At 52.5% G+C, this 24,302-nt stretch carries 23 protein-coding genes; 15 read left to right on the top strand and 8 right to left on the bottom strand.

From position 1 onward, the window contains the following. Positions 1-60 precede the first annotated feature (60 nt). Positions 61-1,428 (bottom strand): OprO/OprP family phosphate-selective porin, encoded by a 1,368-nt coding sequence (locus SH678x_RS19265; protein ID WP_496920082.1) that lies wholly within the window; start codon positions 1,426-1,428, stop codon positions 61-63. 821 nt (positions 1,429-2,249) lie between these two features. On the opposite strand from SH678x_RS19265, the gene SH678x_RS19270 reads away from it, so the two are divergent. The 8 genes from SH678x_RS19270 to SH678x_RS19305 all read left to right on the top strand — a co-directional run bounded on the left by SH678x_RS19270 (position 2,250) and on the right by SH678x_RS19305 (position 9,680). Further along, positions 2,250-2,795 carry a hypothetical protein gene (locus tag SH678x_RS19270; RefSeq protein ID WP_496920083.1) on the top strand — a complete coding sequence of 182 codons (546 nt, stop codon included), beginning with the start codon at positions 2,250-2,252 and terminating at the stop codon, positions 2,793-2,795. Between the two features lie 281 nt (positions 2,796-3,076). Continuing rightward, a complete protein-coding gene (locus tag SH678x_RS19275; protein WP_496920084.1) occupies positions 3,077-3,562 on the top strand; it encodes a thioredoxin family protein in 486 nt (161 codons plus the stop codon). Positions 3,563-3,745: 183 nt separating this feature from the next. Then, a complete protein-coding gene (locus SH678x_RS19280) occupies positions 3,746-4,027 on the top strand; it encodes an ArsR/SmtB family transcription factor (protein WP_496920085.1) in 282 nt (93 codons plus the stop codon). Between the two features lie 90 nt (positions 4,028-4,117). Continuing rightward, complete coding sequence (locus tag SH678x_RS19285; RefSeq protein WP_496920086.1) at positions 4,118-4,702, top strand: rhodanese-like domain-containing protein; 585 nt, start codon at positions 4,118-4,120, stop codon at positions 4,700-4,702. Between the two features lie 49 nt (positions 4,703-4,751). Then, a complete protein-coding gene (locus SH678x_RS19290) occupies positions 4,752-6,173 on the top strand; it encodes an MBL fold metallo-hydrolase (protein WP_496920087.1) in 1,422 nt (473 codons plus the stop codon). A gap of 198 nt (positions 6,174-6,371) precedes the next feature. Then, complete coding sequence (locus SH678x_RS19295) at positions 6,372-7,190, top strand: sulfite exporter TauE/SafE family protein (protein ID WP_496920088.1); 819 nt, start codon at positions 6,372-6,374, stop codon at positions 7,188-7,190. A gap of 11 nt (positions 7,191-7,201) precedes the next feature. Then, positions 7,202-8,398: an NAD(P)/FAD-dependent oxidoreductase gene (locus tag SH678x_RS19300; RefSeq protein WP_496920089.1), complete on the top strand. Its 1,197-nt coding sequence runs from the start codon at positions 7,202-7,204 to the stop codon at positions 8,396-8,398. Positions 8,399-8,459: 61 nt separating this feature from the next. Next, the gene (locus SH678x_RS19305; RefSeq protein WP_496920090.1) at positions 8,460-9,680 is read left to right on the top strand and encodes a class I SAM-dependent methyltransferase; all 1,221 of its coding nucleotides are present in this window, start codon (positions 8,460-8,462) and stop codon (positions 9,678-9,680) included. Here the strand turns inward: SH678x_RS19305 and SH678x_RS19310 are convergent. From SH678x_RS19310 to SH678x_RS19320, 3 genes are all read right to left on the bottom strand, one after another. After that, a complete protein-coding gene (locus tag SH678x_RS19310; protein WP_496920091.1) occupies positions 9,657-9,800 on the bottom strand; it encodes a hypothetical protein in 144 nt (47 codons plus the stop codon). The genes SH678x_RS19305 and SH678x_RS19310 overlap by 24 nt on opposite strands. Before the next feature lie 622 nt (positions 9,801-10,422). Then, positions 10,423-11,160 carry a polyprenol monophosphomannose synthase gene (locus tag SH678x_RS19315; protein WP_496920092.1) on the bottom strand — a complete coding sequence of 246 codons (738 nt, stop codon included), beginning with the start codon at positions 11,158-11,160 and terminating at the stop codon, positions 10,423-10,425. Next, positions 11,157-12,899 (bottom strand): ArnT family glycosyltransferase, encoded by a 1,743-nt coding sequence (locus tag SH678x_RS19320; RefSeq protein ID WP_496920093.1) that lies wholly within the window; start codon positions 12,897-12,899, stop codon positions 11,157-11,159. The genes SH678x_RS19315 and SH678x_RS19320 overlap by 4 nt, the downstream gene beginning before the upstream one ends. Before the next feature lie 106 nt (positions 12,900-13,005). Here SH678x_RS19320 and SH678x_RS19325 point away from each other — a divergent pair, with 106 nt between their 5' ends. Then, positions 13,006-13,233: a hypothetical protein gene (locus SH678x_RS19325; RefSeq protein ID WP_496920094.1), complete on the top strand. Its 228-nt coding sequence runs from the start codon at positions 13,006-13,008 to the stop codon at positions 13,231-13,233. A 240-nt stretch (positions 13,234-13,473) separates the two neighbouring features. On the opposite strand, the gene SH678x_RS19330 is transcribed toward SH678x_RS19325, so the two are convergent. The 3 genes from SH678x_RS19330 to SH678x_RS19340 all read right to left on the bottom strand — a co-directional run bounded on the left by SH678x_RS19330 (position 13,474) and on the right by SH678x_RS19340 (position 16,745). Next, positions 13,474-14,964 (bottom strand): sodium:solute symporter family protein, encoded by a 1,491-nt coding sequence (locus tag SH678x_RS19330; RefSeq protein WP_496920095.1) that lies wholly within the window; start codon positions 14,962-14,964, stop codon positions 13,474-13,476. 274 nt (positions 14,965-15,238) lie between these two features. After that, a complete protein-coding gene (locus SH678x_RS19335; protein WP_496920096.1) occupies positions 15,239-16,018 on the bottom strand; it encodes a hypothetical protein in 780 nt (259 codons plus the stop codon). A 37-nt stretch (positions 16,019-16,055) separates the two neighbouring features. Next, entirely contained in the window at positions 16,056-16,745 is a 690-nt protein-coding gene (locus SH678x_RS19340; RefSeq protein ID WP_496920097.1) for a YceI family protein, read from the bottom strand. Between the two features lie 188 nt (positions 16,746-16,933). Between SH678x_RS19340 and SH678x_RS19345 the strand changes: the two genes are divergently transcribed. From SH678x_RS19345 to SH678x_RS19370, 6 genes are read left to right on the top strand one after another with little or no spacing between them, the layout of a single operon-like run. Then, positions 16,934-17,305: a BlaI/MecI/CopY family transcriptional regulator gene (locus SH678x_RS19345; RefSeq protein ID WP_496920098.1), complete on the top strand. Its 372-nt coding sequence runs from the start codon at positions 16,934-16,936 to the stop codon at positions 17,303-17,305. After that, positions 17,302-18,387, top strand: coding sequence for a M56 family metallopeptidase (locus SH678x_RS19350; protein ID WP_496920099.1), 1,086 nt, complete (start codon positions 17,302-17,304; stop codon positions 18,385-18,387). The genes SH678x_RS19345 and SH678x_RS19350 overlap by 4 nt, the downstream gene beginning before the upstream one ends. 14 nt (positions 18,388-18,401) lie before the next feature. Continuing rightward, complete coding sequence (locus SH678x_RS19355; RefSeq protein WP_496920100.1) at positions 18,402-19,277, top strand: DUF1559 family PulG-like putative transporter; 876 nt, start codon at positions 18,402-18,404, stop codon at positions 19,275-19,277. 55 nt (positions 19,278-19,332) lie between these two features. Further along, positions 19,333-20,142 carry a methyltransferase domain-containing protein gene (locus tag SH678x_RS19360; RefSeq protein WP_496920101.1) on the top strand — a complete coding sequence of 270 codons (810 nt, stop codon included), beginning with the start codon at positions 19,333-19,335 and terminating at the stop codon, positions 20,140-20,142. Beyond that, positions 20,112-21,317, top strand: a complete 1,206-nt coding sequence (locus SH678x_RS19365) for an NAD(P)/FAD-dependent oxidoreductase (RefSeq protein WP_496920102.1) — start codon at positions 20,112-20,114, stop codon at positions 21,315-21,317. Before SH678x_RS19360 ends, SH678x_RS19365 begins: the two co-directional genes overlap by 31 nt. Then, positions 21,293-22,390 (top strand): type III polyketide synthase, encoded by a 1,098-nt coding sequence (locus SH678x_RS19370; protein WP_496920103.1) that lies wholly within the window; start codon positions 21,293-21,295, stop codon positions 22,388-22,390. Before SH678x_RS19365 ends, SH678x_RS19370 begins: the two co-directional genes overlap by 25 nt. A 155-nt stretch (positions 22,391-22,545) precedes the next feature. Here SH678x_RS19370 and SH678x_RS19375 read toward each other — a convergent pair whose 3' ends face one another. After that, entirely contained in the window at positions 22,546-24,177 is a 1,632-nt protein-coding gene (locus tag SH678x_RS19375) for an endonuclease I family protein (RefSeq protein ID WP_496920104.1), read from the bottom strand. Between the last annotated feature and the right edge of the window lie 125 nt (positions 24,178-24,302).

Here is a 24,302-nt window from a genome sequence, read left to right on the forward strand (position 1 = left end):
GGACGACTAGGCTTTTTCCCCAACATCACCCCTGACGGCGCCTGCGTCGGCGATAAACTCCTAAAAGTCGAACTGCGCCCTGGTGCCGAAGACGTCAGCATTCGTATTATTGCCGATTGGCCGATCCAAGATCGGATGGATGAAGTTAAAATCTACCCGTGTGTACTTGTTGAGGTACCAGTTGATGCCGAAGGTGAAGTCCTGCAGGCGTCCACCAGCTACGTTGGCGTCGTTCAGGTCGAGTGTCGAGTACCGGCCGCAAACTTCGATGGCGCCGGATCCGCCTTTGCCAAAGTTTACGTCAGGCACCACGCGGGTAAAGGCACCCGCTTTTTTGTCGTACATGCGCCGTTCGCCAGTCACGACGTATCCCAACTGGGCATAGCCGGCGGGAAGGTGTAGAAAGCTGCTGCCCTGCTGATCGAGCATACCTAACATGAGTTCCGATTGAAACACCATCGAGCCGAGCCCCGCCGCAAACTCACCGCCAATGACTTGATAATTGGCCGTCGGCAGGACGCCGGTGTCGACGAAGAAAGGAATTGGGAAGTTCGTCGCGTTATTGAAGTCGAGTTGTGTGAAACCCACTTCCGGCGTCGAACGAATTCGCAGTGTGCCCGTCGATGGATTATTGTAAGTGTAGCCGCCACCGACGTGGATCACATTGCCGTCGCCGTCACCCCATAGAATGGCCGTCGATCGCATCGCCATACCGTAGCCCCGGTCGCCGGCCACGTTACCGAACACGTCGGATGGAAACCGGTAACCCGACCACGCCAACGTAATGCTTTCGTCGAGCGCCGTGTCATAAAAGCCAATGCCTTGCTGTCGGAACGGGACAAGTGCAAAGGCTAGTGACCGTTCCATGAACATAATTTCACGGATACTGGTCGCGGGCTCCATGCTGAATGGCTGCTTCCACTGACCGACTTTGACGTGTCCAAGCACGGGGATATCGGCGGTGTCAACCCATACGTCTGTAAAGTTGGGCCGCCCGGGAAAGCTGAAATCGTATTCCATTTTATAGGTTACGTTGTCAGCGAGGTTGCCCTTGGCACCGAGACGCGAGCGGCGGAAGCCGGCCACATCCTGGGCATCACCCACAACGGCTTGGTTGGCGGAGTCCTGTGAAAACCAGATGCCATCAATCTGCGCGAAGCCGGAGATGGTTATTACAGGATACTTCGGCTTCGCCGCGCTGCTGTCTCCGCTGGCTGTTTGGAAGTAGTTGCCCACGGGCAGCACGAAGCCTTCACCAAGGCTCGGCGTAGCGACGACCGGCGTTTCCTCAGGAAGTGTTTTACTGTCCCGTCCTGCAAACGGCACTGATTGTGAGACTACTGGAACATCAGCGAGGGCGGTACCCAGAAGCGAAAATGCAGTCAGGTAAGCTAGCGCAAACACACTTGATATTTCATGATATTTCATTGAGTGCATCCTACGCAGCGATCTGAAGAGTCGCCACCATACCAACTTGGTGAGTTGGGGTGTGCTGCGAATGTAGCCACAAACCACAGGCACAGCACACTCCGGTGGCTGGCGGCTACCACGAACTCGTGCCGTGATAGCTGTGACAAAACGGGGTGGACCAGCGTTGTAGGGGTTAGGTGTGTTTACTCCGTGTTGGATCGCTGGCCGAAAACTAAGGGTGGGTCGTCCCCCATTTGGGGCGTCATTTAGGGAGTGCCATACATGAAATCTCTGTTCTCATTCCTCGCCCAACAAGCAATAGTGCCGAATGCTGTGAATCCCGCCTATTTTTCGATCCATTGCTTTTTGGACAGACGCCTCAATGTTTTCTCAATGTCACTTGCGGAAGCTTCGTGGCGATTCGTTACCATCGTGCGCAACGCTAAATCCCCACTAACCGGTTTAATTGTCATCTTCGGCATAAGCATATACGCCAATCGACGCAAACTGCTTTTCTTACTCTTTTTTAATGAAGTTTCGATACACCCGTTCACTGGCAGAATGCTGGTTAGGCAAAGGAGATAAGCTTTAATGAGGCCGTCTTGGTAACCTCCAAGTGCCACGAAATAAGGTGTTATTAGTCCTACTTATCGTGTGATGCGTGCGATTTATTTTCCATTACGATCCCATTTTTATTAAAGATCGCTAACTCGCGGTGGCTTAACAACTTGTAAGGTTTCGGGCGAGTTGAGTCAGACGGATGCCGCGGGAGGGCCGACGATACTATCAAAGAGGACCGAAATGCGGTTCTCGTTTATTACTAAAATGAAAGCTTCAGCATGTCCAAGCTCCTCTCGTTGTCGATCGTTACTTGGTCGTTCGCGCTGCTCATCACGTGCACGTCAGTCGCCGAGGGGCAAAAATCGGAAAGTGGTTTGATCGGCTTTCAGTCGGCAGAAGGTGGATTCAGCATCGAGCTGCCGGGGAAACCGGCGCACGAAACCACTAAAGTCGGCAATGCCAAAGAGACGCAGCATCAATTCACAGTTGGAGCTGAGCAAGGGGCGTTCATCGTCTCGTACCAGGACAATCCCAATCTCGCAGGGAGCACGCCGAAGCAACTGACGGCCGCCTTGGAATCGGGCCGTGATCGACTGCTCGAAGTGTTTGGCGGTAAGTTGCTCCATATCAAAGAAGTGCAACTCGACAAGACGCATCCTGGCTTGGACTTCCGCGTGACGATCCCACAGGCAAAGGGAGAGGCCCGTTGCCGCTTTTATATGGTGGGAACTCGGCTCTACCAAATCCTGATTGTGGGCATGCCCGAGTTCACGAAGTCCGAGCAAGCCACCGCAGTGATTGAATCCTTCAAGTTGCTGAGGTAGCGGGCCTATCCCATCTTCTCAACTGGCGTGAGGGCACTCGACTGGGATTTGTATTCTCAGCTGTTCAGCGCAGTTCGACGCCGCTGCCAGATCGGCAGTGCTTAACACTGTGGGCTCGTATCGATAGAGACAGCAAAGAATCCGATGCAAATTACTGATCGATAGGTCGTTATGTGACGACATATTTAACTCTAAGCCGTCCTGTGTTTTGGTAGTCCATACAAACACCGTGATTCGGCTACCGTCACTAAGATAAGGACTTATCGATGCGAGTCAGTCTGATGATTTCAATGCTATTTGTGATATCAGCAGTACCTGTTCACGGCCAAACCAACTCGAGTCATTCTCAACAGGCGGCCACGCAGCCTGCCGAGGATCCCAATTTACATCACCCGCTGTTTCGCCATCCAACATTCCAGCAAGCGTGGGAAGCGGCCCAGGTCAATCAGTGCCCGATTTTCTTGTATGTGACTTCCGACAATTGTCGCTACTGTAAGAAAATGCTGCGCGAGACGCTTGCTCAGCCGCAGGTAGCAAGAGTGATTGCAGACCATGCGGAACCATATGCTTTTAACGCGACAACATTCCCAGAGTTAGCGCAGAAGCTGGGTGTGCGTGGATACCCTACCACGCTGGTGATTTCACCAGATCGGCAACTCATGTGTCAGATCGAAGGCTTTGTCGAGCCCAAGGAATTTATGAAGCGAATCAAGCCGATTTTTCAGGACTTTGAAGTGGCCCAACAAGCTTCCTACAAGTCGAGATAGAGATGTCGGCCGACTTTCGGCCTCCTGCATTTTTAAAGAAAATTCTGCCAAAGTCTCCAGTACGAAAAAATCTGAGAATTGTCGAAGGGGGCAGTATTGACATGTCGCAATGTTGCGATATATTAGCATATAGGGCACAAACAAAATATGGCCGTGAAACTGCGACTGACTGATTTAGATTCCATGGCTCAGGCCGCTGAATGCCTCCGCGCGCTTGCACATCCTCATCGCCTGCGGATGGTACAGATGTTGCTCCAGGGTGAGTATACGGTTGGTGAATTGGCGGAGGCGTGTAATTTACCTAGCCCCATGGCTTCCGAGCACTTGCGATTAATGCAGCGCTGCGGGTTTCTTACAAGTGAAAAGGAGGGACGTAAGGTGTTCTACCGAGTCGCCGAGCCTCATTTGAGTAGCATCCTCAAATGCATTGAGGATCGGTTTGGGGTCGCTCAGGTTGCAAGTTAAGGGCCCACCTTTTTTTCGCAATAAATATCGTACTGTATCGACATAACTACAAATAGAAGTTCTTAAGAAAATCATTTTGAGGAGCAAGACATGAGCGTCACGACGATTTCCCCTCAGCAACTGCATGATCTAGTGCAATCCGGACAGCAAGCAGAGCTAATTGATGTCCGTACGCCCGTAGAGTTTCGCGAAGTTCATGTCGATTTCGCGCGCAACATACCCCTCGATCAGCTCCACTCAGCGACCCTGACGGCCGGTCGAAACGAACAAGGACCGCCTCTCTATGTGATTTGTCGCTCGGGGGCTCGCGGCAAGCAGGCTTGTGAGAAGCTGCATGCAAAGGGCTACACGAACGTGGTCAATGTTGAGGGAGGCACGCAATCTTGGGATCAAGCCGGGCTGCCGGTGGTGCGGGGACAGAAGGTCATGTCGCTTGAACGACAGGTCCGCATCGCTGCTGGGCTGATGGTCGTCACTGGTGCTGCATTGGGCTACTTCGTACACCCTGCGTGGATCGGTCTCGCTGCGTTTGTCGGTGCTGGGCTGACATTTGCAGGAATCACCGACACCTGCGGCATGGGAATGATCTTAGCGAAAATGCCTTGGAATCAAGTACGTAGCAAGCCAGACTCCTCGTCGAAAACAACATCATGCCAGGTAACTCGTTGCTGTTGAACTAACCATTGGCCCAGCAGCTGACTGGGCCCCTAAGGAGTGCGTTCCTATGTTACTAAAGTACTTTTACGACAAATCACTGGCTCATGCTTCGTATCTCGTAGGATGTCAAAAGACCGGAGAAGCAATTGTCATCGACCCGGGTCGAGACGTTGAGCAATACTTGCAAGCCGCCAAATTGGAGGGCCTCCAAGTTGTCGCCTCAACCGAAACTCATATCCATGCGGATTTTGTCTCGGGTTCTCGTGAACTTGCTGATCGGGTTGGAGCCAAGCTTTACCTGTCTGACGAAGGGCCAACTGACTGGAAGTATGCTTTTGCAGAACAGAATCACGCCGAGCTTTTGAAAGATGGTGACGAATTCTTTGTTGGCAATGTCAAGCTATCGGTGGTGCATACTCCTGGACACACACCAGAGAGTATTTCGTTTTTGCTCACCGACGTGGGGGGAGGGGCCAATGAACCCATGGGAATTTTTACGGGTGATTTCGTGTTCGTCGGTTCGATTGGCCGGCCTGACTTGCTGGAAACAGCGGCGGGTATTACGGGTAGCGCGGAAATCGGAGCTCGACAGCTTTATCATTCCATGCGGAATTTCTTACAACTTCCCGACCATTTGCAAATTTGGCCCGCGCATGGTGCGGGGAGCGCTTGTGGCAAAGGCCTGGGGGCGGTTCCTTCGAGTACAGTCGGATACGAAAGACTGTTTAATCCGGCCCTTCAATACGACGATGAAGAGCAGTTTGTCGACTATATTTTGACCGACCAACCTGAGACACCGTTTTATTTTGCCGTCATGAAACGGGTGAATAAACTTGGACCCGAACTGCTTAAGAATCTTTCGCCGGTTTCCGAGATAGACGCCAAGCTCTTGGCCGTGACCGCAGCCGAATATTTAGTCATCGATACAATCGCGAGTGCAGAATTTGAATCGGCGCACGTTCCAGGCACGATCAATATTCCCGCATCCAGCCTAGTTCAATGGGCTGGTTTCTTTGTGGATTACAAACAGCCGCTTTATCTGATTACCGAGCAAGACTCTCTGCCCACCGTATTGCGGGGATTGCGATCGATTGGGATCGATCAGATTGCCGGTTACTTCGATCCAGAGAAGGTGCGGAACCAGTGCCTGCGAACACAATCCTATGTTTCTGTTGCCCCCAAGGAATTGCAAAGCCGGATTGCTGCTGGAGAGGTCGCCTTGGTTGATGTGCGGGCGGCAACAGAGTATCGCGCGGGCCATATCCCCAACGCTCAAAATCACTTTTTAGGGACCTTGTTTCGAGACCTCGATGAACTTCCAAGGGATCGAACCCTTGTGGCTCAATGTCTTGGCGGTGGGCGCTCGGCGATCGCGGCAAGCCTTCTTCAAAAAGAGGGCTTCGACGTTATCAACATGGAAGGGGGATATCGAGCTTGGGTCAATGCGGGATTAGAAACAAAAAGTGAAACCCAGAAGGTTAATTCGTGATCAAGCCTGCCAACTCGCTAGAACTCGATGCATTTGTTCCGGGGAATTGGGAGCCTGTCTACTTTACAAAGCTTAGTGGCTCAAGAAGAAATTAATCTTATGCGACAACATCGATCTCGGGCCACCAATCTACCTGATTCAGCGTTTAGCCAAGACAAACTCCTCTCGTCATTTCGCATATGAGTTGGAGTTTTTCGCATGGCATTCTTAACCGTGGTCTTTGGCGCGATCGTCGGCTTTTCGCTGGGACTCACAGGCGGGGGTGGAGCCCTGTTTGCGATACCTCTTTTAGTTTACGGGCTGGGAGTCGATCCACGTGAGGCCGTTGGAATATCATTAGCTGCAGTGGGAGCAACATCTGCCATTGGCTTGGCGGGCCGTTGGAAGGCTAAGCAGGTCGAATTACAGACCGGATTGCTGTTTGCCGCAGCCGGTATGTTAGGTGCGCCGCTTGGCTCCTGGCTATCGGCGCAGATTTCAGAGAAGCTGCTCCTCACGATGTTCGCTATTTTAATGTTGCTCTTGGCTGTTCGGATGTGGTTTAAAGCGGATCAATCCGTCGTCAAAGTCATATGCGTTCAGGACGATGAAACTGAAGGCCCCACGTGCCGTCGAGATTCCGAAGGCGTTCTTCGTTTGTCTTCTCCCTGTGCATTACTGCTAATCATCGTCGGTGTATTAACCGGGGTCTTGTCGGGTTTATTTGGCGTTGGAGGCGGCTTCGTCATTGTGCCGGCCCTTGTCCTTTTCAGCGGGATGCCGATCCATCGCGCCGTGGGAACTTCTCTGCTAGTGATTACCTTTGTCAGCATCTCGGGTGTCACATCGCACCTCTGGGCCGGGCGTGATATTTCTTGGGAAGTCACATCGTTGTTCCTTGTCGGGGGCATTCTCGGCATGTTCGGAGGAATTTGGGCGAGTCGATATCTTTCAGGAGCTTCGCTTCAGCGTGTGTTTGCGATCGCGATAGCCCTGGTTGCGATTTTTGTCATCGGTCGAACAACCTTTCCAATCTAGGAGCTGCCAACATGTCACAAACTCGACACCATCAAATCGTGATTGTTGGCGGTGGAGCGGCTGGCCTAACCGTCGCGGCACAACTAACAAAAGGGTGGTTTAACAAATGCGACGTTGCCGTGATCGAACCTTCTGACAAGCATTACTACCAGCCTTTGTGGACACTTGTCGGGGGCGGCGTAGTCAGCAAAGAGGCGACGCGGCGTACGGAGGCGTCCGTGATGCCACGCAGCGCGAAATGGATTCGGGATGCCGTGACTGAGTTTCACCCTGATGAAAACTATGTCCTGACTTCCAACGGTTCCAAGATCACATACGACTGGCTCGTAGTCGCAGCGGGTATCCAGCTTAACTGGAACAAGATCCCCGGCCTCAAGGAGTCCGTCGGCAAGGACGGCGTCTGCAGCAACTACTCGTATCAAACTGTTGATTCGACCTGGAAGAATATTCGCAACTTTCGTGGCGGAACCGCGCTGTTCACGCATCCCAGCGGCGCCGTCAAATGCGGCGGAGCGCCGCAGAAGATCATGTATTTGGCGGATGATTACTTCCGCCAGTCCGGCGTGCGTGACAAATCCAACGTAATTTTTGCGATCGCCAACCCGACAATTTTTGCCGTCGATAAATATCGGATCTCGCTAGAAAAGGTCGTTGAACGCAAGCAGATTGACTGCCGCTATCAGCACGAGCTAATCGAAATTCGCCCCGACAAGAAGGAGGCGGTCTTCAATCGAGTCGATACTGGTGAGACAGTTGTCATTGCCTACGACATGCTCCATGTCGCACCACCGATGAGCGCGCCAACCTTTATTGCAAACAGTCCACTTGCTGATCAGGATGGCTGGGTCGATGTCGACCGCGAGACGCTGCAGCACAAACATTTCAGGAATATCTTTGGCATCGGCGACTGCAGTAGCTTGCCCACTTCCAAAACGGCGGCCGCGATTCGCAAGCAAGCACCAGTACTGGTCGTGAATCTTAAAGCAGCAATAAGTGGATTGCTCTTACCGAAAAGCTACAACGGCTACACATCGTGTCCAATCGTTACGGGCTATGGTTCACTTATCTTGGCAGAGTTTGGCTACGACAAGATTCCAACGGAGACGTTTCCGTTCGATCAATCGAAGGAGCGGTGGAGTATGTGGTTGCTCAAACGATTTCTGCTACCGTTCCTCTACTGGCACGGCATGCTGAAAGGCCGGGCTTAACGATGCTCCTTCGTATCATCAGAACCGCATACTGCCTTCATCCCCGAAAGGAATGAGATCCATGACTCGCATCATCCTGACCTTCGTCATCGTTATCTGCGCCGCATTTGCAGACTCGGACGTCTGGTCGCAGGCAACCAGCGTCAAACCGGGAATCAATGATTCATTTCGCGACCCTGACGTGCAGGAATTCATTGGTCGCTTCGAGCTCGAGAGCCGAGAGTTGTTCGCCCGTCGCCATGAGATCGTGGCGGCCTGTCAGATCAAGCCCGGACTAACGGTCGCCGACATCGGCGCCGGGACGGGTCTGTTTACTCGGCTATTCTCCGAAGCCGTGGGGAAAGATGGTCGCGTCATCGCTGTAGACATTTCGCAGAAGTTTCTCGATCACATCAAGGCGACCAGCCGTGAAGCGGGCCAGCGAAATGTGGAAACGCAGCTCGCAAAGGACGACTCCACGGGATTGCCACCCCAGTCTGTGGACATCGCTTTTATTTGTGACACCTATCATCACTTCGAATTTCCCTTGAAGACGATGGCATCGATCCAGCGGGCACTCAAGCCCGGTGGCAGGGTAGTGCTAGTCGACTTTCGCCGCATTCCTGGGACGAGTACCGACTGGGTGTTAAACCATGTTCGCGCTGGACAGGAAGTTTTTGAAGCCGAGATCAGCGAATCAGGCTTTGCAAAGGTAAGCGAAGAGCCTGATTTGCTTCGGGAGAACTACTTTGTGGTGTTCCAAAAAAGTATCTCGAACGATCCAGCGCGGGCACAAGGTCCGCCATGGGGAATGGGGCGAGGGCGAGGACCGGGGTCTGGTAGAGGTCGCGGTCCCGGGTCAGCAATGCGAGCCGATCAAGACGTTTTTCATTACTTGCTCGCACACCATAAAGATATTCGGCGTGCGGTCACGCGGACGGACAAGGGGGTTGAAACGGTCACGGAATCTGATCGCCCCGAGGTCACTAAGAAACTTCAGGAGCATGTAGCCGCGATGCACAAACGTGTCCAGGAAGGTCGGGGACTTCGGTATTGGGACGACTTATTTGCAGCTATCTTCCAGAGGCATGCGAGCATCAAAATGACGGTGGAAGCAACAGATAAGGGCGTTCGCGTTAAAGAAACCTCTGACGATCCACTTGTCGTCGCCCTCATCCAGGCCCACGCTGATGTTGTTAGCCAGTTTGTAGCACACGGGTTTGAAGAGGCCCATCGTAATCACGCGGTGCCTCCGGCCGCGAAAGTAAAACCAGTTCCCTCATCGGAGACCAGCAAAGAGTAAAGAGATTGCCGTCCCGATACCCAATGCCGACGACCATTCACGGCGATGCCCGTGGGTCTTGAGTTCGCGCTGCGAACCGCCGCCGTCGCCGGTTTCGCCAAGAACAAGGAGAAATCGCATGACTCGAACCGGATTGAATGCGATTCTTGATGCCATCGCATACGTTGGGCTCGTTGTGTTGGCCACCACGGGCTTGATGCTGCGCTGGCAAATGCCCCCCTGATGTTGCAGCCCAAATCGATGCAGTCTGCGATGAGTTTCGATTTTCGCTAAGAAGAAGTGGCGTCCCTCGGCTCAGTCCCTACGTGAACCGTTTCTCTGCCGACGCAAGACAGGTAGTGCTTGCAAGGTTGGTCGAGATTACAGCGGAGTTTCTGCAGGCTTGGGGCGATGCAAATTCCGGAAAGACTATACGTGACGCCAATCCAGAACTCGACGCCGAACTCGAGTCCCTCTGTTGCGATCTCGAGAACACGATTTCATTCCACCCACAGCCCCAGAGCAGTGATTCGAGCGTTCTAGCTCCCGGGTCGCAACTAGGTACCTACCGAATTGGTCAGTTGCTGGGCAAAGGCGGAATGGGTGCGGTCTACGAGGCTCTGCATCTGACAAGTGGTCGTCGACTTGCCTTAAAAGTCATTAAGGACAAGAACTCTCCAGCTGATATTCGTCGTCGATTTCTGCTCGAAGGTAGGTTGGCGGCGGCGATTAACCACCCTAACAGGGCGTTCCCTACAGGTTGTTACCGCAGGATATGCCCCGTCCGCAGTTCGATCAGTGAGCAACAGAGATCGAACACCGTGCTGATACCGAGCTTTGATTTGCCGCCGTGTCGCTCCCCGAAGCGAAGCGGTATTTCGTGGACGATTGCACCGGGTGAATGGACAAGGATATCGAGGAGGGCTTTGAAACCTCTGGGGCGAAGGTCTGCCGCCATAGCCTGGAATAGTTCGCGCCTGATGGCAAAGAATCCGCTCAGTGGGTCGGTTGCTTCTATACCCAGAATGTGGCGGCTAAGCATGGTTACTGTTCGGGACCCCCACAGACGAATACCTCCCCACGAACCGGTTGTGCCTCCCTCGACATATCGGCTGGCTATGGTGATATCGCTGTTGTCTAGCGAAGCGATCATTGCTGGTAGCAATGAGGGATCATGCTGCAAATCCGCATCCATCACCACAAGGGCATCGCCCTTGCCGAGCGACAAGCCGTCGATGATAGCGCTGGCAAGCCCCTTCTTGTCGATTCGGCGAACGCACTGAACCCGTCGGTCCTTTGACGATATCTCATCGACCAACTGCCACGTCCCATCGGGCGAATCGTCATCGACTACAATGATCTCATAGTGCCGCGTGCCGCCCAGGGCAGCGTGTATTGCAGCGATGATTGTTTTGATATTGGCAGATTCATTGAACGTGGGCAGGACAACGCTGACACGCGCTGGTTCGCCGACGCGATCTAGCTTCGGTGAGATATTCATCGTGGCACCATCGAATTGTTATGGATGATCGTGAAGGATTTGCTGCTTAGATGGAATTCTTTGAATTTCAGACTCGCTTGCTGATGGCTGTCGAGAAAGGGTGTGATCCGGCCGACCTGGTCCGTTTTCGCTATGGCAACGGCACCCGGTGTTTTGAGCTCCTTTGCCAGCCGTTGCGGGTCGTCGAACGATGGCAGCACTTTGAACAGCGGGTCGACAACGCGGAACCCACAACGTTTAATTTCAGCACCTGGCAGAAAATAGAGTATCCGCCCCCGTGGGGAGACGGATCGAACGTATTCCATCGCCGGGCGGTAACTACGTTCCTGGTCCAGACGAGGAAATACTGCTATCTGAAGGGTCAAGAAGATTAAGGCCAGATATCCTGCCGTGCTGAGAGGAATGCGAGCCGTATAAGCCTGCCTCGCATCTTTCAATAAAAATGCTCCCAGGAAAAAAGTACCAATGCCGCTGATGAGCAATGACGAACAAAGATCGCTAATGACCGAGTGTGCTCGTGCCGGAAGATGAGCGTAGTCAAGCAACCCTGGGAATAGTGCGCTCGCGATCAATGGGAAGCTAGCCGAGATGGCGACGACGCCGAGCACGATTCGGCTGACCTGGAAGACCCGCAGTGGCGGACTTGTGATCAGGGTATGTAAGTAGCGACCAATAAGGATTGCTGCAGCAGGGTAAGCGGGCAGCAAATAGACCTGTCGCTTAGTGGCGGCGACACTCAGAAACAAGAAGGTGATTCCAAACCACAGGAGGACGAGGCGCGTAAAGGGGTCTTTCCAGGAGTTTCTTGCGGCGGACCAGAGAGCCGATGGCAGAAGAAGTGCCCAGGGGGCCATTTCTAGCCAAATGCCAATGGAATAGTAATACCACGGCTGACCATGACCGCGGCTAGCAGCTGTAAAGCGTGCGAAATTCTGTAAATACAGCTCGGTCCAAACGTGTTTTGCGCCCGTGGCTTTAGCGAACGCGAAATACCATGGCAAGCATATGGCAAGCGAGATGACGCTATACCCGGCAATTGCCAACATCGACTTCCAGTTCCCTATCGAGGCAAGCCAAATCGCCAGAATGAGGCCCGGCAGCAGAAGTCCCAGGGGGCCTTTCGATAGGACCGCCAGACCAAAGCATGCGAACGCCCCACAGCGCAAGAGATAGCACCAAGGGCGCTGCCGGAACGGTTCCGTGGAAAATGATACGCCGTAGAGCAGGAGGCCCGCCGTTTGGAATAGGGCGAATGCCATGTCTGGATGGTAATTAATGGACTGAAAAACAAAGAGGGGTGTCGTACCCAACGTCACGACTGCCCAGAGATTCGCAGAGGAAAATCCATCTGGTTGTTTCGGGGGAAGGAAGGCCAGCATCGCAAGGAGCAAGAGTGCCATGACCGCCACTGGAAATCGTAGAACGAATGGCGACGGTCCGCCGAAAACATGGGCCGAGGCAGCTCCGAGCCAGTAGGTCAGCGGAGGATAGTCAGCCCAAGCCTCGTCATTGTGCTTTGGGGTGATCCAGTTTCCGGAGCGGTACATTGTCATAGCAGGTTCGGCGACATCCGGTTCATCCGGAAACCAGAAATCACGCATCCCTAGCCATGGGACAAACAAGATGGTTGAGAAGATCAAAGCTAAAGCGATGGCAAGAGTCGGCTTTATGCGTTCTCGTGCGCCGAGGAACGGTTGTCCGACTACCGTTTCTTGGTGGGTAAGAGTTGTAGACAACATAGTCATGCCGCAGAGGAGCAATGCAAACGCCGCAGCCAAGTTGCGACACGGCGGGAATTGTACTTGCCTCGACAGACAGATGACAATGCCACTGTGAGCTGTTTCAATGTCTAGACATGGACTGCATGGTGACGGCAACACCCTTGCAAGGGGTGAGCGTCCGATGCCGGCTTGCGGCGAGGTGAACGGCACAACCAAAGACTTGATTCTGAGACACGGTCGCATCAAGGTTTACCACGACCTGGATCAGCTGACAGTTGGCGAGCGCATCAAGGTTTACCTCGTCCACGATCAATTCGATGCTCGCTCATTCGCAAACGGACTAATCGATTGATCCAAAATTTCATGATTGGCGATACACACTTAGACCCATCTAAGTGACTTCGGCGACGGAATTCGAAGTTATTTGATATTGGCAGCAGTCAAAAACTCGTCAACGATTGCGCGCGTCGGCAGCACAGTGGTGAAGGGATTCGTACAACCCCGGAATCGTCGAACAATTCGCTACTCGACAAGTCTCTCATAGTAGAATTTTAAGATTGCAAATGCCTATTTAGATAATTGTAGTTGCCTTCTAAGTTCTACGGGCAGAATTTTTTCCCATAGCATTCAAAAGCCCGGTGACAATCAGCCCCACAAGAAAAATCGTGAGCGTCCCCACGACGACGGTCAGATTGGTATTCAAAGGACTGCGAATCGCTTCGGGCATGTTGGGCCATAGTTTTGGCATCGTGATCCAAATGATTGCGACCATACCAGCCGCGACGGCAACAAAGCCGGCTTTGGGTCCACTCGTGCGGCTGATCATTCCTAAGAGAAACAATCCCAGCACGCCTCCTGAAAACAAGCCGGCTAAGTCCCACCAAACGTCGAGTCCACTGCCTTTCTGGATCATCCACAGGCCTACGGCCGTGCCGGCGATGCCCCATACCACCGTCGAGATACGCAGCACGAGCAGCGATTCGCGTTCACCCGCATCGGGTCGAAAGTATCTTTTGTAAAGATCCTCAAGGGTCAGTGTTGCCATGCTGCTGAGATTCGAGTCCATGGACGCCGCGAAGATTGCTGCAACGACTAGGCCTGCCATGCCGTAGGGGAGTTGGGTGACGATGAAATGAGGCAGTACGTGATCGGCCTGTTGGATACCACCCAGCAACTCGGGTTGAGCACGATAGAAAACAAACAAACCCGTGCCGACGAAAAAGAAAATTGCCGACGTAGGAACATAGAGAATCGCCGTAATCCAGACACTTTTCTTGGCTTCTTTTTCGTCGATGGCGGTAATGTACCGCTGCACGTAACTTTGATCGGTGGCGAAGTTGCCCAGATTCATGACAAGGCCATAAGCGAATAACACCCAAAATGTGGGCTCAACGAGTGATGGGGAAAAGCTGCCGAGGCTGAATTTATCATAGGAGGCCCCCCCTTCCAAAATCGCAGTAAGTCCCCCCGGGGTTTTAAAAATCAAAGTCAGCAAACACGTGACGGTACCCGCGATGAGAACAAAACTTTGGAATACACCTATCCAAACGGCCGCCTTAATGCCACCAGCCAGTGTGCAAATCATCATCAGCACCCCGATCAGAATGATCGTCGGCGTGAGCGTCCAGCCTGTTACCGGTGAAATAACAAGGCCCAGGGGATAAACGATTGCTCCCATCCGTGCCATCTGGGTGAGCAAAAAGCAGATCACGGCATACGTTCGCGCCCAAGGCCCAAACTGATGTTCGAAATGCTCATACGCGGAGATCGCACCTGCTCGACGAAAAAACGGTACAAACCATCGCACCGCGACAACAGCGGCGATCGGAGTCGCCAGTGTGAAAACGTAAGAACTCCAGTTCGAGGCGTAAGCCTTTCCGGGGGCCAACACGAACGAGATGCTGCTCACATAGGAGCCGAACATCGACAACCCAATGGCCCAACCGGGGAGCGCTCCCCCCGCGGAAACAAAGTCTGCGGCACTTCCCTGTCTACTGGCGAACCACACTCCCATGCCGGTGACGGCGAGAAGGTAAGTGGTCAGTACTATAACATTGAGATCAAACAGCGCGGCGATAATCATTATGGAACTAGATATGTCTGCTGCGAGCAAAATCGAAAAGTAATCGACAAGCAAAGCGGATGACTTACTGGGGAGAATTTACAACTAACGTAATCCAAACACGATGTTCTTCAATAGGGCCTGAAAGTGGGAATCTCTAATTCGAGCCATCAATAGTTTTTCAATAGGTCATTTTCTCGTTTTTGCGAAGACAAATGGCTGTGCGATGCGGGAAATGACGTTCAGTGCCAAGTCTCCGTGCCCAATTCTGCTCGTAGATAACGTCGTATGAATGTTAGTGATTGGCGCGGAAGATGGCTGCTTTTACGTGCTTGGCGAAGAGGCCTCGGAAGGGAATTGAGACGTAGGCTGGCACTTTGGCTGCATAGTCTTGATACGATCGTCCAAGATAGTAGGCGAGACGGCGATCTTTTAACCAACTTCCTGTGAAAATGTATACCGTCCAAGTTGCGGTCAGCAGCGCATGGTCGAGCGTCATCCTGGGCGTGAACCAGATCAGTCCTAGGAAACTTAAATAGACGGGATGGCGCAGCATATGATAGGCGCCTCGAGGTTGAAACGGACGAGCTGGAACAGATTCTCCGTGCAGCCAATAGGACCAGGGTGTATAGCCTGTTTGATAGCCCAATCCCGTAAGATTAATGCTGTAGTACAAGGCGAACCAGGAAGCAATGAAGCAAATTCTCATCAGTATGCCACCAATGCCTTGAAAGTGCCAAAGCTCATAGCCATGCGTCTGCCAACAATCAATGAGAAGTAGTAGACTAAAACACGTGACAGCGCAAAACATCAGCCCATAAAAGGCAGGGTGAATAAACTTGGTAAGTTTCTTCTTGACGGCTGGCAGCAAAAGAATGCTGTGAGGAATCGCAAACTGTAATGCTAAAAAGGCATCCCAAAGTAAGGACGTGTTTCGAGTTGCTTGTTTGCCATCTTGCAAAAACCAATACAAGTACCAAACCGTAATGCCAAAGAGAATTTGTGTAGACCAACCCACAGCAATTCCTGCAGCACGTGTATAGGTCATTGGCAGTTTTAGTTCTGCGGCTTTCATGGCTAGGCCATCCCTGCTAAAGAAAAATGAATTGTAGTTATCGCTGAGCTATATAAAGGTCGCCGAAGATTTGGAGCTCGTTTGCGACACCAATCGTGCCGAAGGCTTTTGAAAACGGCGTCATGCCAAAATCTGTTTGACGAATCTTGAAACTGCCGCGGACATGTGCCCAACCATCAAACTGTTCCACTTCCACGGGAAATTGAATTGCTCGAGTTACACCATGCAGTGAGAACTCGCCTGAGAACTCATGAACAGCCAATCCTTTGGAACTTTTACGCTGGGTTAAGCGAGCAGATTTGATCCGAAAGTTAGCCGTTGGGAAGCGTGCCACGTCGAGTACCTCGGACCCTCGCATGTTAGCCGTCACTTTTTGTTGCGTGGCGGGGTCAGACAAGCCCTCTAAGCCGATGTACTGACGAGCGTAGTCAGGATCAGCCACAAAACTGCCTATTTCGAAGATAAGTTCGCCAGCATTGTCCTCATGTCCCAGTAAGACTTGCCCTGCTTTCAACATGCCGACCACGGCATGCTCATGCCCGAATCCCGTTTTACCCACACGGATGTAAACGCGACTGCGCTGCGTGTCGACCTCGCCCTGAGCAAGACTTTTCGCCGGCACTTGCGGCTCGGTGGGGAGTTGCGCGGTAGCGATGTTGTGAAGAAAAAACCAACTGAAAGCGATGGCCAACGGACGCGAACTTCGAGCAAACTGGAACGTACCCATCAGGGAAACTCCTAGAAAACAGATAGTCTAGGGTTGCTAGCAACCTCCGCAAAAAACTGAGATTGACTCACGAACCCAAGTTCGATGAACATACTGCAACGAGAATTACTACAAACATCGTTGATGAGTCTAGGGCACTTCTCGAGGTTGAACATTTCGTAATTTTTTACCAAGGAGCCGTGATCCTCATGGAACACCGACTCACGCGATATGAACTTGAGCTGATGGATGTCTTATGGGATTTGGGCGAAGGAACCGTGCAGCAAGTCTGCGACAAACTCGAACGCCCATTGGCCTACACGACGGTCATGACGACGCTCAGTTTGTTGCATTGCAAGAAGGGCGTTCTAAATCGGAATAAAATAGGTCGCGCATTTGTGTATAGTCCCAGCATTACCCGTGACGAGATTTCACTTTCAATGATTGGCGATTTGAAGGAGTTGCTCTTTGGCAACCGTTTGCCTTCACTGGTGATCAATTTGTTGTCTGAAGAAAAGATGAGCAAAAGCGATGTCGCGGCGTTGCGCGCGGCCGTTGAGCAACTGGAAGCCAAGTCATGAGTTTGCCGTCAGCGCTTGAAATACTGCTGTCTTTGACCGTGCAAGTAGCGATTTTGTACTTCGCCACGAATTGGATTGAGCGACGTGAAAGCTCGGATGAGTCCAAAGATCGGCTGTGGAATGCCTTTTACATATTGGTTCTTACACTGACCGTACTCGCTTGGGCCGGCCCTCACGTGAGGATATTGCCAATCAGTGTGTTCCTTGAGAGTGAAAGCGTCGTCAAGGTCCTTGATTGGCAAACGTATGTTGCTTGGACAGCTTTGAGCGTGTGGGGCACCGGTGTGATTGTGGGTTTCACGGCCTTGCTGCTTGGCATGTTGAAATCAATGAATGTCCTGCGCGCCACTGATCCCATTGAAGCAGATCTACAACGAGCACTGCTTGCGGGAATCAAAACAAACCTGAATTCGAGGCATGCTGTCAAAATCCGCACCACTGACCAACTGATGAGTCCTTACTGTTGGCAAATGTATCAGCCGCTGATTGTCTTGCCCCGTGCCTTGCTCTCGGCTTCGTTCGACATGGTCCATACTATCGTGGGGCACGAAATTTCGCACTTACGCGCCAATCATCCGTTTTATTTATTCCTACAGCGGCTTGTTGAAATCCTTTATTGGTATCATCCCGCTGTTTGGCGAGCTTCGCGTCGAGCCGCCTTGCAGCGCGAATTTATCGCCGATGGCGGCGCTGTTCGTTCTCGGACCGAAGCCATCGAATACCTCAAGGGCCTGATGATGCTCGCTGAGTGTCAGGCTGCATCGCCAAACTTGCCAATTGGGTTAGCATTGAAAGAAAGCGCTTCGCAAATCCAAGAGCGAATTCAGCGACTGGTTGCTCGAGATTGGAATTCCACACAATCAACAGTGCAAAAGCGTTGGATGATTAAGTTCGCCGTGATTGCCTGTTTGTGCATGGTGACCTGGTTGCCGATCAGCGTGGCGGCATCTTCACGGGGGTTGTGGTCCCCCTGGCCTCAGTGGTCAGCTGGCGCATTACGCGAATTGGGAATTGAAGTTCGCGACTATGAGATTGATTCTCACAGAGTACTTCACCATCACTACGACGTTTCCTTGAATTGATTTTCATACTAACTATGAGTTGTCATCGATATTCACTGTCTCGTGAAGTGCCCTTGCGAAGGGCATTCACCGTACTTGAGTTACTCGTTTGCATTACCGTGATTGGAGTGCTGATGGGTTTGATCCTGCCAGCCGTCCAAGCCGCGCGTGAAACGGCTCGGCGCATGGACTGCCTGCAAAATTTACGTCAGATCGGCATCGCCTTACACAACTGCCACGATACGCAAGGCCGGATTCCAGCTGGCTGGAGCTCTGTGTCGGGAACGTCATCAGCCATCGGTTGGGCAGCACGAATTTTACCTTACTTGGAGCAGAATCAATTGCGTCAACTTGTGGACGAACGCGCCGGTATTGATTCGCCGAACAACGCGGCAGCACGCACAGCGACTTTGGAAACATATATGTGTGCTTCCGACGTCGAAGATGATCATTTTCAGCTTTTCAAGGAAATCGGTGACCATGAATCGCATGAACCCAACTCAACCGAAGTCATCGTTGAGTTACCGGCGGCAAGCTATCTAGGAGTATTCGGATCAAGTGATCCTGATGCTGAGCTCTCTGTGCAAGGTGAGGGTGCGTTTGTTCGCGATCGCGATTTGACTTTTTCTCGGGTCCTGCGAGGTACATCGCACGTATTATTTGTCGGCGAACGAACCGCGCGGAAGCTTCCGGCAACATGGCTGGGCATCGACCTAGAAGGTGAGGACGCAGCGGGACGCGTGGCAGGACAAGCTTTGTTGGGACCTAATCGCGACGATGCCGACGAGTGTGAATTTGACAGTCGCCATCCCGGCGGCGTGAATTTTTTGTGGGGCGACGGCCATGGTACATGGCTAGTTGATGAAGTCGATCCCCTGCTCTACCGAACGCTGGCTTGTCTTCAAGAATGAAATTGGCAAGTTCGATCCGTTATTAGTTTTCTGGCAGCACGCAAGGATGCAAAGTATGAACACAGTAACAGCAGGTAGCTATCTACTACAAACATCGTTGTCGGCGACTCTTTTCGATAAGACGTGGAACGATTGGTTCAGAGCGAGGCAGCTGGCTCCTGAAGTGATGGACCAGCCTACATTGGCAAAGGACGCCCACCATGAAGCCTTACGAGGTCTCTCACGGACAAATTGTTGGGGAACGACGCGACGGCAAATTTGGAAGGCGATCGTTCGTATTGCCCGGAAACGAAAACTCAAAGCGTTAAGAGTGCTTGATGTTGCCTGTGGGGCAGGAGACTTGGCAATTTGGCTGAAACGTCGTTCGGAGCGAGCAGGTTTGCATTTGCTGATCGAAGGTTGCGACAAAAGCCCCACCGCCGTGGACTTCGCCAGATTACAAGCTACCAACGCGGGGTTACGTTCAATTCGCTTTTTCAAGTGCGATGTCCTCAGTGAGCAATTGGTATCAACCTACGACATCGTGACTTGTTCACTTTTTTTGCACCACCTGGATGAATTCGAGGCCGTTTCGCTTTTGAAAAGGTTGGCAGCAGTGGCAGATCACGCTCTGTTAGTCGACGACTTGCGTCGATCAGCAAGCGGATATGGATTGGCTTGGTTGGGGTGCGCCATTTTGACACGCTCACCGGTTGTCCATGTCGATGCGCCGCTTTCCGTGCGGGCTGCGTTTCGTGAGAACGAAGCCCAGCAGTTGTTTGTTAAGGCGGGCTTGCCGGGAGCGACTCTCCGTCGGCATTGGCCACAGCGCTATCTAATAACTTGGGAGCAGCCATGGACGGCCAGCAAAACAGCAGCTGCTTAGGAACACGCCAGCACCCTTGGGACGTGGTCGTCATTGGAGCAGGCCCAGCCGGCGGGCTGGCCGCGACTTTGCTCGCGCGACAAGGCTTACAGATCTTGTTGATCGAGCGCAAGAAATTTCCACGAGATAAAGTTTGCGGTGGCTGCCTAAGCCCCGATGGAGTCGCTTTACTAAAGCAATTGTCGCTGAACACTGTCTTGACGAAATCCTACGCTGTTCCTATCGAGCAACTCGAACTTCGCGGTCAACGCAGGCAATTCGTTACCTCGATGACAGGCGGTGCGGCAATACTGCGGTCTTGCTTTGACGAAGAACTGGCGAAAGTTGCAATTCAATCCGGTGCGCACCTGTGGATGGAAACCACCGCCACAATAACAGACGGGTTCGATGATGGCCTGCGGAGAATAGAGCTGAAATCAGCACAGAACTCCAAGCAACATATTTATGCACGAGTCGTGCTGGCCTGCGATGGACTTGGGAACAATTGCGTGGTAAGGCTACCAAAATTTCGCCAAATTGCGTCTCGATTTGCTCGAATCGGTGTCGGGGGACTTCTTGAAGTCAGTGATTCAGGCTTGCCAGCGGGACTACTTTCGATGGCGATAGGCAGACATGGTTACGTCGGGCGTATCAAGCTCGGTGATGGCAGGGTGAGTTTGGCTGCTGCGCTTAATCCGATTGCTGTTCGTCAGCTAGGGGCAAGCGCAGCAGTCTTTAGCGTACTAGAACAATGCCAAGTCGCGAACGCCACGCGGTATGGAGATTGTGAACTTCGCGGGACCTTGCCTTTAACACGCCGGGCCGCCTGCATAGCCGACGAAGGAATTTTTCTGGTAGGCGACTCGGCGGGTTATGTTGAACCATTTACCGGCGAGGGAATGACTCTCGCAATGCAAGCGGCCGAGGCAGTGATTCCTTTAGTCATGACAGCACAATCAGGCTGGCACCCGAATATTGCTCGCAAGTGGCATCACATTTTCCATCACCTTACCGACCCAAGGCATGCCCTTTGTCGAGGTTTAAGCGTCTTGTGTCGACAGCCTTGGCTTGTCAACACAGGACTATCAGTTGCGTGGCATGCTCCCCGTCTACTTTCCACGTTGGTATCTTCCATTCACCCCGCCCCTCAAAGAATGAGAAACGAGAATACATGGGACTTCACATCCTCGGTTTAGGCACCGCGACCCCGCCCCACATGATTAGGCAAGATGATGCGGCCAATTTAGCATTGGTTACTCAAGGGCTTGGTATTCAACATACTGAGACAATCACCAAGCTGTATCGCAAAAGTGGAGTGAGTTCGCGCCGCTGTGTCATCTTAGAGTCGTCGACAAACGGAGTTCCAGCGCATCAATCGTTTTTCGCACCCGCTGAGGATGCGAGCAAGCGTGGTCCAACGACCGGCGAGCGCATGATGTTTTATCAAGAAAAAGCTGCCGATTTAGCAGTGGAATCGGCTGAAATAGCTTTACACCGCGCAAATCTCACGGGACGAGAGATTACGCATTTGGTCACGGCTTCTTGCACAGGATTTCATTCTCCGGGTGTTGATCTTACGCTCTGCGAGCGCCTCGAATTGCCCACCGATGTTGCCCGAACGCATATTGGTTTTATGGGCTGTCACGCAGCACTCAATGCCATTCGGGTGGCCAATTCTTTTGCGAAATCTAACCCCAAAAGCCGTGTGTTGGTCTGCGCAGTAGAGCTATGTAGTTTGCACTTTCAATACAGCAGCCGCAGTGAGCACTTTGTGAGCAACTCCTTGTTTGCTGATGGAGCAGCTTCGCTTGTTGGCAAAGGGGGATCATGTAATTCTTGGGGAGAAGTAGTTGCAAACGCTTCCTGGCGACTTCCCAATACCAGCGATCTCATGTCGTGGAAGGTGGGCGATCATGGTTTCGAAATGAATCTGTCATCTCGCGTTCCAGGCGAGATTCGCCGCTATTTGCAGGAAGCGATCTCACAATGGCTCGCGCAATCAGAAGTCAAGATCGAAGACGTCAGCTCGTGGGCGATCCATCCGGGAGGACCGCGCATTCTGGATGCTTGTGAAGAATCGCTCGGATTATCGGCACACGATCTTGAAGCTTCGCGGCGCGTACTTAATGATTATGGCAATATGTCGTCGCCGACGGTGCTATTTGTCTTAGAAGAACTTCGGCGAGAAAAGAAGAACGGCCTTTGCGTGATGCTCGCCTTTGGACCTGGATTGGTCATGGAAGCAGCGCTCATCAAGCTATCTGCTTAGCTGAAGATCAGTATGGCGATAGATCTTGTTCACGGAACCAAAAAAGTATCAGCAGGCAGTAGCCTAACCCTCCCATTCGCGCCTGGTGGCGGTTGGGTTGGTCGACTACAGCCTGCTGATCATGTGCCTGCTAATCTTGTTGTTAAACCAAAGAATTAACGAACGATTCTTTGCCGCTTCCCAGCCAGTGTAAACAAAGCACAGGTCACTACCAAATAGACCGTGGATGGCTCTGGCACCGAAACAACACTGCCCATGAGCGTGAGCGTCATGTTGCCCAAGGCGGCCGCACCGGGAAGGTTCTCGTCAGAGAACTGCAAGCTGTAACTTGCCGAGAACGTTCCGATGCTCGAAGTATTCAGCGCGGCAGTGAAGGCGTTGGTGAAACCAGCATCGAGCGAACTGAACAACGACAAATCTGTCGTGAGCGCGCCGACGTCTCCGCTGCCAAGTACGGAATCAAGGTCCAAGCCCGCCGTAAATCCCGTCGTCGCAACCAGGTTAGCGAGGCTGAATCCAAAGCTCGGCGATGCGCTGCCAAGTAGCACCGTACCGAAATCGTAAACTAGCGAATCTGCGTCGCTGACCAACGAAAACGAGGGATTGGCATGGTCGAGCACGTTGAGTGCCAGATTAATCGTGTCATTCCCATCGTTCGCGCCGCGACCAGCTCCACCGGCCGTGGTGATATCGAGGTTGTTAATTGTGACAGCCCCGGAACGCAAACCTGCTGTGGTAGTGTTGGTGTTAAGGCCGACGGAAATCGACCGGCTGCTCGTTCCCGAAGTCAGGACAGGGAAGGCATTGTAACGGCCAGTGACCGACGAAGTGGCGGCGCCCGAGGGAGTCACTTCATAGTAAGTGCCATCGAGGCCGGTTTTGGTAAGGTTCACATTCTGGGCCCCAGGCAGTGGTGCACCCACCAATACAGAACCAAGATTCAGATTAACGTTTGACCCGCCACTTGCGTTGGGCGAACCGCCCACGTAGAGTTGCGAATCGTTTTGCTGATCAACAAACACCGACCAAACGTATTCAGGGTGATCGACGTAAGGATTGCGGTTTGACTGGCGGTAAGGATTGCTAATCGCGGGACTATTAGCACCAGCCAGGCCGTAAATGGCGTGGTTGCGTCGGCGTTCAAACGTTTCGGGCACGTCGCGATAGTGATAGGCAACGAGCGATGACAAATCGCCCATTTGCGTGCCCGAGGGTGTGCCATCATTCAGAATCAGCTGGCTATAGCGAGTGGACATGTAGAACTGTGCGCGGGCGGTATCGCCGGCATCGGCATCGCCGGGATAGTAATAGCCACCATTATGGCCGTAGTTGCCCGTTGTCGAATCAAGACCAAACGGAGTGTTGCCCCGGGATGAGTTGATGCTGGGATTGGCTGGACGAAGATTAAATTGATCGGACGAAAGATTCGTCGTTGTATTGCCGGGATCGGAAACACCCAATCGAGAAACTGGCCAGATATGCTCGCGATTCCAGGTGGCGCCACTGTCCCAAGCCGAGGAAACCGAAGCTCGGTTATACATCAGAATGATATTATTGGAATTGTTGGGATCAGCATCCGTAATGGGTGCCGAGTAGCGGGCATTCCCATAGTTAACGCCTGTCATGCTGCTCACAATCGTTTGCAATTGTGATTTCAACGTGGCACCGGTGCCATTTGCACTGTTGTAGTAGGTGGCCGGTGCGTCGTATTGGGCGCGTAATAGGTTGGTCGACAAAAGGGTAATCATGGCCACGAAAGCCATCGATAGGGCAAGGTGCCTCTTCATTAGCTGCTCCGAATTTCTAGTTTGCTCGCCGCAAAGTTGTTATTGATAAATGGTTGAATATGGAAACGGCGGGACGAACCTAGTCCGTTCGTCCCGCCTACTCCGCTAGTCCCTGCAGAGCACGA

The organism is Bythopirellula superficialaquae (genome assembly GCF_059632245.1).